Raw genomic sequence first — 13,222 nt, forward strand, 5'->3', positions numbered from 1 at the left:
ATACTTATGACTAGGAAGGGTAGCGAAGAGGCTAAACGCGGCGGACTGTAAATCCGCTCCTTCGGGTTCGGGGGTTCGAATCCCTCCCCTTCCATTCCTTTAGTTACGGGCATAGTTTAAAGGTAGAACTAAGGTCTCCAAAACCTTCAGTGTGGGTTCAATTCCTACTGCCCGTGTTTATAGAATTATGGCGGGTGTGGTGAAGTGGTTAACACACCAGATTGTGGCTCTGGCATGCGTGGGTTCGATCCCCATCACTCGCCTATTTTATATTATTGGGGTATAGCCAAGCGGTAAGGCAAGGGACTTTGACTCCCTCATGCGTTGGTTCGAATCCAGCTACCCCAGTTACTATTTGCCGGCGTGGCGGAATTGGCAGACGCGCTGGACTCAAAATCCAGTGTCCGCAAGGACGTGCCGGTTCGACCCCGGCCGCCGGTATAGTATGAAAGACAAGGTTTTCGGACCTTGTTTTTTGATTTAGTGAAGATTTTGATATTTTTCTTTAAGTACAGATAACTGATGAATGATCTTTTTCTTCTTATTCTAATCATTTTTAGTGTGTTTTTGGTATAATATTACTTATTCACATTTTATGTAGATTATGAAAGAGTTTGGTGGTTAATGTCTCGTTCGGTTGACTTGCTTAAGAAGCGCTACTTAGAAAATATAAAAGAGAAGCCTGATTTATTTGTTGGGGTTGAGCTGGAGTATCCTGTTGTAAATTTAGAGGGTAAGGCTACGGATATTGAGGTTGTTAAGGAACTGTTTTGGTATTTATCTTCTGTTCTGAAGTTTACAGTTGAGAAAGTTGATGATTTTGGGAATCCAATTCAGTTACTAGATCCGGTCAGTCGGGATACAATCTTATTTGAAGTTGCTTATACGACCGTTGAGTTTGCCTTTGGTAGGGCTAAATCTATCCAAGAGGTAGAAGAACGCTTTAACTTCTATATGGCTACGATTCAGAATAAGTTGGGTGAAGCTAATCATGCTATTGTTGGCTGCGGCATTCATCCCAACTGGGATAAAAATGAGAATTGTCCAGTGGATTATCCCCGCTATCAGATGTTGATGGATTATCTGAATTTGAGTAGAAATGTAACTAAATCAGATTTACATCATTTCCCTGAGTATGGTGCCTTTATCTGTGGAAGTCAGGTTCAACTGGACGTTTCAAAGTCTAACTTTCTGCGTGTTATCAATGCTTTTACTCAAATTGAAGCAGCAAAAGCTTATTTGTTTGCAAATTCTGAGTTTTCAGGGGCAGATTGGGATACCAAAATTTCGAGAGATATTTTTTGGGAAGAATCTATGCATGGTATCTATCCAGAGAATGTAGGTGTCAATGCTAGACTCTTTAAGGATGAGGAGGATTTTTTTGACTATCTAGATCATTCTGCGATTTTCACAGCGGAGCGTGATGGGCAGACCTATTATTTTTATCCTGTTCAGGCTAGGAACTATTTGACTACACCTGAAATCCAGGCATTTACCCTTAATGGGGATGAAGTATTAATCTATCCTCAGGAGAAGGACTTTCAGACACACCGTAGTTACCAGTACCAAGACTTAACAACTAGAGGGACTATTGAGTTTCGTAGTGTGTGTACTCAGCCGCTTGATAGGACTTTTGCTTCTGCTGCCTTTCACTTGGGATTATTAGTTAATTTAGATAAGTTAGAAGCTTACTTGCGAGCTGCTCCATTTTTTATCACATTTGGTCGTGATTACAAGTCATTGAGGCGACAATTTTCTAAGAAAAGGCTAACAGATGAGGAAGAAACTGCAATTGTCGAGTTTTCAAAAGAATTACTCTTTCTAGCCGAGGAAGGACTGGAGAAGAGAGGCAAGCAAGAAATGACCTATTTACAGCCTTTGAAAGAAGAATTGGGCCTATAATTTCCCTTATAAAGGGAGAATTTTCTGAAAAATCATGATATAATGGAAGAGACTATAGATAAAGGATAGAGATTCATGACATTAGTTTATCAATCAACGCGTGATGCCAATAATACAGTAACTGCCAGCCAAGCTATTTTACAAGGTTTGGCGACGGATGGTGGTCTATTTACACCTCTTACTTATCCAAAAGTAGATTTGGACTTTGAAAAATTGAAAGATGCTTCTTACCAAGAAGTGGCTAAGTTAGTTTTGTCAGCATTTTTAGATGACTTTACAGCTGAGGAGTTGGATTACTGTATCAACAATGCCTACGATAGCAAGTTTGATACCCCAGCTATTGCGCCATTGGTGAAACTGGATGGGCAATACAACTTGGAATTGTTCCATGGTTCTACGATTGCCTTTAAAGATATGGCCTTGTCCATCTTGCCATACTTTATGACGACTGCTGCTAAAAAGCATGGTTTGGAGAACAAAATCGTCATTTTGACAGCGACATCGGGTGATACTGGGAAAGCAGCTATGGCTGGATTTGCGGATGTACCTGGTACTGAGATTATCGTCTTTTATCCAAAGGATGGTGTCAGCAAGGTACAAGAGTTACAAATGACCACTCAAACTGGAGACAATACTCATGTTATCGCTATTGATGGAAACTTTGATGATGCGCAAACAAATGTGAAACATATGTTTAACGATGTAGCTCTCCGTGAAAAATTGGCAGGGAACAAGTTGCAATTTTCATCAGCTAACTCTATGAACATCGGTCGTTTGGTACCACAGGTTGTTTATTATGTCTATGCCTATGCCCAGTTGGTTAAGTCTGGTGAGATTGTGGCTGGTGAAAAGGTCAACTTCACAGTACCAACAGGGAACTTCGGCAATATCTTAGCTGCCTTTTATGCTAAACAAATCGGCCTACCAGTTGATAAATTGATCTGTGCTTCAAATGATAATAATGTTTTGACCGACTTCTTTAAAACACGTGTTTACGACAAGAAACGTGAGTTTAAGGTCACAACTAGCCCATCCATGGATATTCTAGTGTCTTCAAACTTGGAGCGTTTGATTTTCCATCTTTTGGGGAATGATGCGGTTAAGACAGCTGAACTCATGAACGCCTTGAGTACACAAGGACAATATGAATTGACAGACTTTGATGCAGCGATTCTGGAACTCTTTGCAGCTGAATATGCGACTGAGAAAGAAACTGCGGCAGAAATCAAGCGTGTTTATCAAACAGATGCCTACATCGAGGATCCACATACGGCGGTTGCCTCAGCTGTTTATAGAAAATACCAAGTGGCTACTGGCGATGCGACTAAGACAGTGATTGCTTCAACAGCTAGTCCATACAAGTTCCCAGTGGTTGCAGTAGAAGCGGTAACTGGGAAGGTTGGCTTGACTGACTTTGAAGCTTTTGCTCAATTACATGACATTTCAGGAGTGGCAGTGCCACCAGCGGTTGATGGCCTTGAAACAGCTCCAGTTCGTCATAAAACAACAGTGGCAGCTGCTGACATGCAAGCAGCGGTTGAGGCTTATCTAGGACTTTAAGACAGAGGGAGTAAACTCGGTTGGGAAACCAACTGAGTTTCTTTTCATCAGGAGGAAGGATTGTTTAAGAAAAATAGAGACATTCTTAATATTGCATTGCCAGCTATGGGTGAAAACTTTTTGCAGATGCTCATGGGAATGGTGGACAGTTACTTGATCGCTCACTTGGGCTTAATCGCTATTTCGGGTGTTTCAGTTGCTGGCAATATTATCACCATTTACCAGGCGATTTTTATCGCTCTGGGAGCTGCTATTTCCAGCGTTATTTCAAAAAGTTTGGGGCAGAAAGATCAGTCTAAGCTAGCCTACCATGTGACTGAGGCGTTGAAGATTACCTTGCTGTTGAGTTTGCTTTTAGGGGCCTTGTCCATCTTTGCTGGTCAAGAGATGATAGAACTTTTGGGGACTGATCAGGCTGTGGCCGAAAGTGGAGGGCTCTACCTTTCTTTAGTAGGTGGTTCGATTGTTCTTCTGGGTTTTATGACCAGTTTGGGCGCCTTGATTCGTGCAACGCATAATCCTCGTCTCCCCCTCTATGTTAGTCTTTTATCCAATGCCTTGAATATTCTCTTTTCCAGTCTAGCTATTTTTATCCTTGACATGGGGATAGAGGGTGTTGCTTGGGGGACTATCTTGTCTCGCTTAGTCGGTCTGGTGATTTTGTGGTCGCAATTAAAGCTACCTTTTGAGAAACCAACTTTTGGTTTAGATAAGGAACTATTGATCTTGGCTTTGCCAGCGGCAGGAGAACGTCTCATGATGCGGGCTGGAGATGTAGTGATCATTGCCTTGGTCGTCTCTTTTGGGACGGAGGTAGTAGCGGGGAATGCAGTCGGAGAAGTCTTGACCCAGTTTAACTACATGCCTGCCTTTGGCGTCGCTACGGCAACAGTCATGCAGGTAGCTCGAGCAGTTGGAGAGGATAACTGGGAAAGAGTCGCTAGTTTGAGCAAGCAAACCTTTTGGCTTTCTCTACTTCTCATGTTGCCCTTAACTTTCAGTATCTATGCCTTAGGGATACCACTAACTCATCTCTATACGACGGATTCTCTAGCTGTTGAGGCTAGTGTTCTAGTGACACTTTTCTCTCTACTAGGAACTCCTATGGCGACAGGGACAGTCATCTATACGGCAGTTTGGCAGGGATTGGGAAATGCTCGCTTTCCCTTTTATGCGACAAGTATCGGGATGTGGTGTATCCGTATCGGGACAGCTTATCTGATGGGCATTGTTCTTGGTTGGGGCTTACCTGGTATTTGGGCAGGAACACTTTTGGATAATGGTTTTCGCTGGTTATTTCTACGTTATCGTTACCAGCGCTATATGATGTTGAAAGGATAGGAAATGCAAAAAACAGCTTTTATTTGGGATTTAGACGGGACCTTATTGGATTCTTACGAAGCGATTTTGTCAGGGATTGAAGAGACCTTTGCTCAGTTTTCTATTCCTTATGATAAGGAGGAAGTGAGAGAGTTTATCCTCAAGTTTTCTGTGCAGGATTTGCTGGAGCAGGTGGCAGAAGAGAGAAAACTGGATGCGGAAGTGCTCAATCAGGTACGTGCCCAAAGTCTGGCTGAGAAGAATGCTCAGGTAGTTTTGATGCCAGGCGCGCGTGAAGTGCTAGCTTGGGCAGATGAAGCAGGGATTCAGCAGTTTGTTTATACTCATAAGGGGGACAATGCTTTCGCTATTCTAAGAGACTTGGGTTTGGAATGTTATTTTACAGAGATTCTAACCAGTCAGAGCGGTTTTGCGCGTAAGCCCAGTCCAGAAGCGGCGACATATCTGCTAGACAAGTATAAGTTGGATCCTAGGGATACCTATTATATAGGGGATCGGATTTTGGATGTGGAATTTGCCCAGAATAGCAGCATTCAAAGCATTAACTTTCTAGAGTCTTCTTATGAAGGAAATCACAGGATTCAAGCGTTGGCAGATATTCCCCACATTTTTGATGCTGGGGAATAAAAAATTGTGTCAGTTGCGTGACAGAAAGCTAACAAACTATTTCAAGTAATCGAGTTTGTTACAAGGAATGGACAGTTCTGTTAAATAGGCCCGAGAGGGCTTTTTTTCAGCTTTTTTTGTGTTATGATAGACAGGTACTCATTTGAAAGGAATATGAACGAATGAAGAAAAGAATGATTTTAGTCTCAACAGTAGCCTTGTCATTTGCCCCAGTATTGGCAACCCAAGCAGAAGAAGTCCTTTGGACTGCACGTAGTGTTGAGCAAATCCAAAACGATTTGACTAAAACGGACAACAAAACAAGCTATACAGTTCAGTATGGTGATACCCTGAGCACGATTGCAGAAGCTTTGGGAGTAGATGTAACCGTTCTTGCTAATTTGAACAAAATCACTAATATGGACTTGATTTTCCCAGATACTGTCCTCACTACAACTGTCAATGAGGAAGAAGAGGTGACGGAAGTTGAAATCCAAACTCCTCAAGCGGATTCTAGTGAAGAAGTGACGACTGCGACAGCTGATTTGACGACGAATCAAGTGACAGTTGATGAACAAACAGTTCAAGTAGAAGATCTTTCTCAACCAATTGAGGATGCTCCAACTGTAACAGAGACTGAAAAACCAACAGAAGTAGCGCCAAATTCAGAAGTTTCTGAGACAGCGACAGTTGCTGAAGAGACACCATCTACAGAAACACCTGTAGCAGCAGAAACAACTAGTCCAGTTGAAGAAGAAGCTCCTCAAGCAGCGACTCCAGCTACTGAAGAAACGGCAGCAACAACTCCAGCAGAAGCACCAGTAGCAGCTGCTCCAGCAACTGAAACACCTGCTGATACAACAGGAACAAGTGCAACAGAAGAAGCAGCATCAACAGCAACTTCTGACACTGCAACTTCGACTTATCAAGCAGAGCAAAGCCAAACTCCGTCAAGAACTTATTCAGCTCCAGCGGCTCCTGACTATGCAGGACTTGCTGTAGCTAAGTCTGAGAATGCTGGTCTTCAACCACAAACGGCGGCCTTTAAAGAAGAAGTAGCCAACTTGTTTGGAATTACATCTTTTAGTGGCTACCGTCCTGGTGACAGTGGGGACCATGGTAAAGGTTTGGCCATCGACTTTATGGTTCCAGTGAGTTCAGCACTCGGAGATCAAATCGCGGAATATGCAGTCCAAAATATGGCTAGCCGCGGTATCAACTACATCATCTGGAAACAACGTTTCTACGCTCCATATGATAGTAAATATGGACCAGCTTACACATGGAATCCAATGCCAGACCGTGGTAGCGTAACCGAAAACCACTATGACCACGTTCACGTATCAATGAACTAATCATTAAAATGGAAGTTGGGAACTGATTGAGTTCCCGCTTCTTTTTTGTGTGTCATTCCTTCAGGGTAAAAGGGATAAATATGAGGAAGTGAGTAATATTTCAAGAGAATATAAGCATATTACTTGATTTATTTTTTGGATTGCATTATACTTGATAAGTCAATTATTGATAAATCAATGTTAAAGGAGAACGGTTTATGGTAGCAATCCATGATTTACTGTATCAGTTACGATTAGTAGATCAGTCTATGACACAATTATTCGAACGCCAATTGGGGATTAGTCTCACTCGTTATCAAATCTTATGTTTCTTAATCGATCAGTCTCCGTGTAATCAAATAGCAGTTCAGGATAGATTGAAGATTGATCAGGCTGCCTTGACAAGGCACTTTAAAATTTTGGAAAAGGAAGGTTTGGTTAATCGACGTCGGAATCCTGAAAACCAGAGGGAGGTTTTGGTGGAAGTGACAGACTTTGCGAGAGAACAACTAATAACCAACTCTCCCCAACACCATATAAACGTAAAGAGTCAGATGGAGAGTGTACTTACAAAAGGAGAGCGAGAAGAGTTCAGTCGCTTGTTAGAAAAGTTGATATCTGGCTTAGAAGAGATAGAAATTTAAGGAGAAGAATATGTCTATTTTTACAATTATTTTAGCAACTATCGTTGCCTTGGAGCATTTTTACATTTTTTATTTGGAAAGTGTGGCTACGCAATCAGACACTACTAGTCGCGTCTTTAATGTGGATAAGGAAGAACTGGCTCGTCTTTCGGTGAGTTCACTGTTTAAAAATCAAGGGATTTATAATGCTTTGCTGGGCGTGTTTCTCTTGTACGGGATTTATTTCTCACAAAGTTTGGAAATTGTGACTATCTTTGTTTTATTTGTGCTTGGTGCAGCGACCTACGGTTCTCTGACAGCAGACAAGAAGATTATTCTGAAGCAAGGTGGACCCGCTATTTTGACTCTGCTGAGTATGTTACTTTTGAAATAAGAAAACCAGCGTCCTGAAAGACGCTGGTTTTTGTATGCTCTTATCCATTTCGGCGCTTACGGGCTAGTAGGGCTCTGTAAAAGAAGATGTGATTGTTTTGGATATAGGGAAGGATTGAAAAACTAGCAATCCCAAAAGTAATCCAGTTGAGGAAGTACCAAGGGAGTAGTTGTAAGTCGAGGACAAAGCGTTGAAATTTGTAACCCTTCATCAAGAAACGGCTGGTTTTCAGGATTTGACGGGGTTTAGCCTGTCCTAAATCCAGAGTGTCGCAGAGGAGGAATTCTACCTGCGAGTAGGCATAATGTTGAGGAACGTAGAGGATGTTTCCCACAATCATCAAGATGAGGCTCGCGAAAAAGTAGAGGCCAAAGGCCATAAGGAATTGCTCGGTTTCAACGGATGAGAGGTCTAGTTTTGGAAATTCAGGATGTAGGGCGACAAATCTCCGAGCCAAGAGATTGCTATAAAAGAGAAAATAAACGCCTACTAAGTTTGGAATGCTCCATAAAAAGAGGTAGAAACGTTTGAGGAGCAGGGTCAGGAAGGTTTGCGAGAAGCGCTCTTCAGCAAAGAGGGTCAGGCTTGATTTTACTGAGAGTTCCGTATCAGGATCCTTGAGGAGTCGGAGTGTCGCAAAGGCAGCACCTACTAGAAAAATCGTGCTCATAAAAGAAACCACTAGTGGGAAGAGATAGGCTTGGAGCACTTGCGCCAGCATGCTGAAAAAGGATTGCTCTAAAACACTTTCTTGGAGACGAGCCAAGGGGTTGAGAAAGCCTGATAAGATGACCAGTATGCTAGGTAAGAGATAGACGAGAAAGAGGCGGGGGTTTTCAGCCTGAAACTGCCTAGTCTGCAGACGAATGGTTTTTAAATCAATTTTTTGGTATTTCATTCTTTCATTATACCATAGTTCGTGACAGTTCCTAGTTTTTTTGATAAAATCATACAGTATGCCTTTGGGCACAAAGTATGAACTGGGACTGTTTTTCCCAGCTTCGGAGGTAGAAAATGTCAGATTCACCAATCAAATACCGTTTGATTAAGAAAGAAAAACACACAGGAGCTCGTCTGGGAGAAATCATCACTCCCCACGGCACCTTCCCAACGCCTATGTTTATGCCAGTTGGGACCCAAGCTACTGTAAAAACCCAGTCACCAGAGGAGTTGAAGGAGATGGGATCAGGGATTATCCTGTCTAATACTTATCATCTGTGGCTTCGCCCTGGAGACGAACTCATTGCACGCGCAGGCGGTCTCCACAAGTTCATGAATTGGGATCAGTCAATCTTGACGGATAGTGGTGGTTTCCAGGTTTATTCCCTGGCAGATAGCCGAAATATCACAGAAGAAGGCGTAACCTTTAAAAACCATCTCAATGGTTCTAAGATGTTCCTATCGCCAGAAAAAGCCATTTCTATTCAGAATAATCTAGGTTCAGACATCATGATGTCCTTTGATGAATGTCCTCAGTTTTACCAACCTTACGACTACGTTAAGAAATCCATCGAGCGTACTAGCCGTTGGGCTGAGCGTGGTTTGAAGGCTCACCGTCGTCCACAGGACCAAGGTTTGTTTGGAATTGTACAGGGGGCAGGCTTTGAAGACCTTCGTCGTCAGTCAGCTCATGACCTTGTCAGCATGGACTTTCCAGGCTACTCTATAGGTGGTTTGGCAGTAGGAGAAACGCACGAAGAGATGAATGCAGTCTTGGATTTCACAACTCAACTGCTACCTGAAAACAAACCTCGCTACCTGATGGGTGTGGGAGCGCCAGATAGCTTGATTGATGGAGTTATTCGTGGTGTGGATATGTTTGACTGTGTCTTACCGACTCGTATTGCTCGTAACGGAACTTGTATGACCAGTCAAGGTCGTTTGGTTGTCAAGAATGCTCAGTTTGCTGAGGACTTTACGCCGCTGGATCCTGAGTGCGATTGCTACACATGTAAGAATTACACACGCGCCTACCTTCGTCACCTGCTCAAGGCCGATGAAACCTTTGGCATCCGCTTGACTAGCTATCACAATCTTTACTTCTTGCTTAACCTGATGAAGCAGGTCCGCCAAGCTATCATGGATGACAATCTCTTGGAATTTCGTGAGTATTTTGTGGAAAAATATGGCTACAACAAGTCAGGACGCAATTTCTAAAGTGTAAAAATAGAATGCTGAAATCCTACGTTTTCTCGTAGGATTTTTCTTCTTTTTTTGATAGAATAAAGTGTATAACGAAAGGGAGAATAGACTCGTATGCGTATTAAATGGTTTTCCTTGATTAGGATTACAGGTTTACTTCTGGTGCTTCTGTACCACTTCTTTCAGACCATCTTTCCTGGAGGATTTTTCGGGGTAGATGTCTTTTTCACATTTTCGGGATTCTTGATTACCTCCCTCCTTTTAGAAGAGTTTGGAAAGAAAAGCCAGATTGATTTGCTGGGCTTTTTTAAGAGACGGTTTTACCGCATCGTGCCACCTGTGGTGCTGATGGTTTTGGTGACCATGCCTTTTACTTTTTTGGTTCGTCAAGACTACGTTGCTGGAATTGGTGGGCAGGTTGCTGGAGTTCTCGGTTTTATGACCAACTTCTACGAAATGTTAACAGGGGGCAGTTATGAATCCCAGTTCATTCCGCATCTCTTTGTTCACAACTGGAGTCTAGCTGTTGAGGTTCACTACTATATCCTTTGGGGCTTAGCGGTTTGGTTCTTATCCAAACGCTCAAAATCTAGTAGCCAATTGAGAGGGATGGTCTTTCTCCTTTCTGCGGGAGCTTTCATCATTAGCTTTTTCTCCATGTTTATTGGCAGTCTAATGGCTAGTTCCTATTCATCTGTCTACTTTTCAAGTCTAACCCATGTCTATCCCTTCTTTTTAGGAAGCATTTTGGCGACGGTTGTGGGGGTTCGTCAGACGAGCGATTTGGTAAAGCAATTTGATCGGACGTGGGATCTTCGTCAGAATCTACTGGTGTTCGCTGCAGGTCTCTTGGTATTGTTTCTCCTGACTTTCTTTGTCAAGTTCACCTACCTGTTTGCGTACTTATTTGGCTTCTTGCTGGCAAGTTTAGCGGCAGTGACCATGATTTTTGCTGCGCGTGTCTTGCATGAGAAAACGCCTGAGATACAAGAACCTCGGATAATCACCTTTCTAGCGGATACCAGCTATGCGGTTTATCTCTTCCACTGGCCTTTTTATATTATCTTTTCTCAGTTGATGAGTAATTTGTCCGCTGTTATTCTGACAATCATCTTTTCTTATTTCTTTGCTATCCTATCCTTCTATATTATTGAGCCATTGATTGCCGGTAAGACCAATCCTTTAATACGGAAGATTAGTCGATTGCCTCATATTAAACCAATTAGTGCTGCTGGTGCTGGCATTCTTACCTTGATTACCTTGATTATCATAACTGTGGCTCCCCAAGTTGGAGCCTTTGAAACAGACTTGATGGTCAATGGTTTCAAGCAAGCACAGACCAATATAGGACAAACAAAGACTCTTGCTGAGCAAGCAGAGGCTAGCCGACTTGGAATTTCTGAGGGAACGAGTCTGATTGGAGATTCGGTAGCCTTGCGTGCTAATACAGCCTTACAAGAGGCCCTTCCTGAAGCAAATATCAACGCTCAGGTTAGTCGGACGACCAAGCAAGCCAATGACATCATGCTCAATAACAGCCAGAACAAGGTACTTCTAAAAACAGTTGTCATTGCAACGGGTGTAAACGGACCAGAGAATTACAAAGATGACTTAGATACGATAGTTAAAAACCTCCCCAAAGGCCACCATCTGATTCTTGTAACTCCTTATGAAGGTGACAAGAGCAAGGAGACTTACAAATCAGTTGAGCAGTATGCGGCTTATGCACGGGAATTAGCTGAAAAGAATCCTTACGTGAGCATCGCCGACTGGAATAAGGTTTCTAAGGAACACCCTGAAATCTGGGCTGGAACAGACCAAGTTCACTTTGGAAATGATAGCAACATGATTGAAGAAGGTGCTAAGTTATACGCAGAAACAATTGCAGCTGCTGTTAAGGCTGCTCAAGAACTGCCTGTGAAATCAAAATAAAATCAAAGAGTTGGAGATATCCAGCTCTTTTAAAATATCTCCAGAAAAGAGGTCTATACCATTTACAAATGAAAAAGAAAGGTTTATAATGTAATTGACATAATAAATTCTAGAAACAATCTATCAAGGAGGTTATCATTATGCCTAATTATATTAAAGCGGATCAGTTTTTCTACCCACACGGAGTTCGTCGTGGCGGCTACTTGGAACTTGTGGATGGCAAGTTTGGAAAGCATGTAGAACAGATTCCTGAAGGAGCTGAGGTGATTGACTATACCGGTTATAGCATTGCCCCAGGACTTGTGGATACCCATATTCATGGATTTGGCGGTGTCGATGTCATGGATAATAATATCGAAGGAACCCTTCATACCATGAGTGAAGGATTGCTTAGCACAGGTGTTACCAGCTTCTTGCCAACGACGTTGACTTCCTCTTACGAGCAGTTGCTTGCAGTAACAGAAAATATCGGTGCTCGTTACCAGGAAGCAAGTGGAGCCAAGATTCGCGGGATCTATTTTGAAGGGCCTTATTTCACAGAGAAATACAAGGGGGCTCAAAACCCTGCCTATATGAAGGACCCTCGCATGGATGAGTTCCGTGCTTGGCAAAAAGCAGCCAATGGTTTGCTTAATAAAATTGCCCTTGCGCCAGAACGTGAAGGTGTAGAAGACTTTGTTCGTACGATTACGGGTGAAGGAGTGACTGTTGCTCTTGGGCACTCAAATGCGACTTTTGATGAAGCTAAAAAAGCAGTCGATGCTGGAGCAAGCGTTTGGGTACATGCCTACAACGGAATGCGTGGGTTGACTCACCGTGAGCTCGGTATGGTGGGAGCCATGTATGAATTGCCTCATACCTATGCAGAATTGATTTGTGACGGTCACCACGTAGATCCAAAGGCCTGTGACATTTTGCTCAAGCAAAAAGGAACTGAAAATATCGCTCTTATCACAGACTGTATGACAGCTGGTGGTTTGGAAGACGGTGACTACATGTTGGGAGAATTCCCAGTAGTTGTTGCCAATGGAACAGCACGCCTCAAATCGACAGGCAATTTGGCAGGTTCTATCCTCAAACTCAAAGATGGTTTGAAGAATGTGGTCGAATGGGGCATTGCGAATCCGCATGAAGCAGTCATGATGGCCAGCCTCAACCCAGCAAAATCTGTTCACATCGATGATGTCTGTGGCCAAATCCGTGAAGGTTACGATGCTGACTTTATCGTACTAGATAAGGATTTGGAATTAGTTGCAACCTACCTAGATGGTGTGAAACGTTATCAAGCATAATAAAAAGCAGAGGCTGTGATGACTCAGCCTTTGCTTTTCTATTATGTGACTTTTAGTCCGTCTCGCTCCGTTAGGTGCGAGACAAATAAACCACCC

The 13,222-nt window shown here is 42.8% G+C and carries 11 protein-coding genes and 5 tRNA genes; 15 read left to right on the forward strand and 1 reads right to left on the reverse strand.

What is annotated here, in order from left to right:
- The first annotated feature begins 13 nt into the window (after positions 1-13).
- The 12 genes from SORDD05_RS09350 (at position 14) to SORDD05_RS09405 (ending at position 7,760) form a co-directional block, all read left to right on the forward strand.
- Positions 14-94: transfer RNA gene (locus tag SORDD05_RS09350), tRNA-Tyr, on the forward strand.
- An 11-nt stretch (positions 95-105) separates the two neighbouring features.
- Positions 106-176 (forward strand) — tRNA-Trp (locus tag SORDD05_RS09355).
- Between the two features lie 14 nt (positions 177-190).
- Positions 191-263, forward strand: a tRNA-His gene (locus SORDD05_RS09360).
- Positions 264-276: 13 nt separating this feature from the next.
- Positions 277-348: transfer RNA gene (locus tag SORDD05_RS09365), tRNA-Gln, on the forward strand.
- Between the two features lie 9 nt (positions 349-357).
- A tRNA-Leu gene (locus SORDD05_RS09370) sits at positions 358-441 on the forward strand.
- 183 nt (positions 442-624) lie between these two features.
- Entirely contained in the window at positions 625-1,902 is a 1,278-nt protein-coding gene (locus SORDD05_RS09375) for a glutamate-cysteine ligase family protein (RefSeq protein WP_061419398.1), read from the forward strand.
- 75 nt (positions 1,903-1,977) lie between these two features.
- Positions 1,978-3,462 carry a threonine synthase gene (thrC, locus tag SORDD05_RS09380; RefSeq protein WP_061419401.1) on the forward strand — a complete coding sequence of 495 codons (1,485 nt, stop codon included), beginning with the start codon at positions 1,978-1,980 and terminating at the stop codon, positions 3,460-3,462.
- 60 nt (positions 3,463-3,522) lie between these two features.
- Entirely contained in the window at positions 3,523-4,803 is a 1,281-nt protein-coding gene (locus tag SORDD05_RS09385) for an MATE family efflux transporter (protein WP_061419403.1), read from the forward strand.
- Positions 4,804-4,806: 3 nt separating this feature from the next.
- Positions 4,807-5,430, forward strand: a complete 624-nt coding sequence (locus SORDD05_RS09390; protein ID WP_061419407.1) for an HAD family hydrolase — start codon at positions 4,807-4,809, stop codon at positions 5,428-5,430.
- A 161-nt stretch (positions 5,431-5,591) separates the two neighbouring features.
- Positions 5,592-6,764, forward strand: a complete 1,173-nt coding sequence (locus tag SORDD05_RS09395; protein WP_061419410.1) for a LysM peptidoglycan-binding domain-containing protein — start codon at positions 5,592-5,594, stop codon at positions 6,762-6,764.
- Between the two features lie 197 nt (positions 6,765-6,961).
- Complete coding sequence (locus SORDD05_RS09400) at positions 6,962-7,387, forward strand: MarR family winged helix-turn-helix transcriptional regulator (protein WP_061419412.1); 426 nt, start codon at positions 6,962-6,964, stop codon at positions 7,385-7,387.
- 10 nt (positions 7,388-7,397) lie between these two features.
- A complete protein-coding gene (locus SORDD05_RS09405) occupies positions 7,398-7,760 on the forward strand; it encodes a DUF1304 domain-containing protein (RefSeq protein ID WP_061419414.1) in 363 nt (120 codons plus the stop codon).
- Positions 7,761-7,800: 40 nt separating this feature from the next.
- On the opposite strand, the gene SORDD05_RS09410 is transcribed toward SORDD05_RS09405, so the two are convergent.
- The gene (locus SORDD05_RS09410) at positions 7,801-8,658 is read right to left on the reverse strand and encodes a DUF975 family protein (protein WP_061419416.1); all 858 of its coding nucleotides are present in this window, start codon (positions 8,656-8,658) and stop codon (positions 7,801-7,803) included.
- Positions 8,659-8,774: 116 nt separating this feature from the next.
- Between SORDD05_RS09410 and tgt the strand changes: the two genes are divergently transcribed.
- From tgt to nagA, 3 genes are all read left to right on the forward strand, one after another.
- Entirely contained in the window at positions 8,775-9,917 is a 1,143-nt protein-coding gene (tgt, locus tag SORDD05_RS09415; RefSeq protein ID WP_061419419.1) for a tRNA guanosine(34) transglycosylase Tgt, read from the forward strand.
- A 99-nt stretch (positions 9,918-10,016) separates the two neighbouring features.
- Positions 10,017-11,834, forward strand: coding sequence for an acyltransferase family protein (locus SORDD05_RS09420; protein ID WP_061419422.1), 1,818 nt, complete (start codon positions 10,017-10,019; stop codon positions 11,832-11,834).
- A gap of 140 nt (positions 11,835-11,974) precedes the next feature.
- A complete protein-coding gene (gene nagA, locus SORDD05_RS09425; RefSeq protein WP_001134442.1) occupies positions 11,975-13,126 on the forward strand; it encodes an N-acetylglucosamine-6-phosphate deacetylase in 1,152 nt (383 codons plus the stop codon).
- Positions 13,127-13,222 lie beyond the last annotated feature (96 nt).

The organism is Streptococcus oralis, from assembly GCF_001578705.1.
GTDB lineage: Bacteria > Bacillota > Bacilli > Lactobacillales > Streptococcaceae > Streptococcus > Streptococcus oralis_J.

What these genes read in the sequence shown, in the direction of transcription:
- SORDD05_RS09390 (WP_061419407.1), top strand. Translation starts at nt 4,807, where the DNA reads ATGCAAAAAACAGCTTTTATTTGGGATTTAGACGGGACCTTATTGGAT.
- nagA (WP_001134442.1), top strand. Translation starts at nt 11,975, where the DNA reads ATGCCTAATTATATTAAAGCGGATCAGTTTTTCTACCCACACGGAGTT.
- SORDD05_RS09405 (WP_061419414.1), top strand. Translation starts at nt 7,398, where the DNA reads ATGTCTATTTTTACAATTATTTTAGCAACTATCGTTGCCTTGGAGCAT.
- tgt (WP_061419419.1), top strand. Translation starts at nt 8,775, where the DNA reads ATGTCAGATTCACCAATCAAATACCGTTTGATTAAGAAAGAAAAACAC.
- SORDD05_RS09375 (WP_061419398.1), top strand. Translation starts at nt 625, where the DNA reads ATGTCTCGTTCGGTTGACTTGCTTAAGAAGCGCTACTTAGAAAATATA.
- SORDD05_RS09395 (WP_061419410.1), top strand. Translation starts at nt 5,592, where the DNA reads ATGAAGAAAAGAATGATTTTAGTCTCAACAGTAGCCTTGTCATTTGCC.
- SORDD05_RS09410 (WP_061419416.1), bottom strand. Translation starts at nt 8,658, where the DNA reads ATGAAATACCAAAAAATTGATTTAAAAACCATTCGTCTGCAGACTAGG.
- thrC (WP_061419401.1), top strand. Translation starts at nt 1,978, where the DNA reads ATGACATTAGTTTATCAATCAACGCGTGATGCCAATAATACAGTAACT.
- SORDD05_RS09420 (WP_061419422.1), top strand. Translation starts at nt 10,017, where the DNA reads ATGCGTATTAAATGGTTTTCCTTGATTAGGATTACAGGTTTACTTCTG.
- SORDD05_RS09400 (WP_061419412.1), top strand. Translation starts at nt 6,962, where the DNA reads ATGGTAGCAATCCATGATTTACTGTATCAGTTACGATTAGTAGATCAG.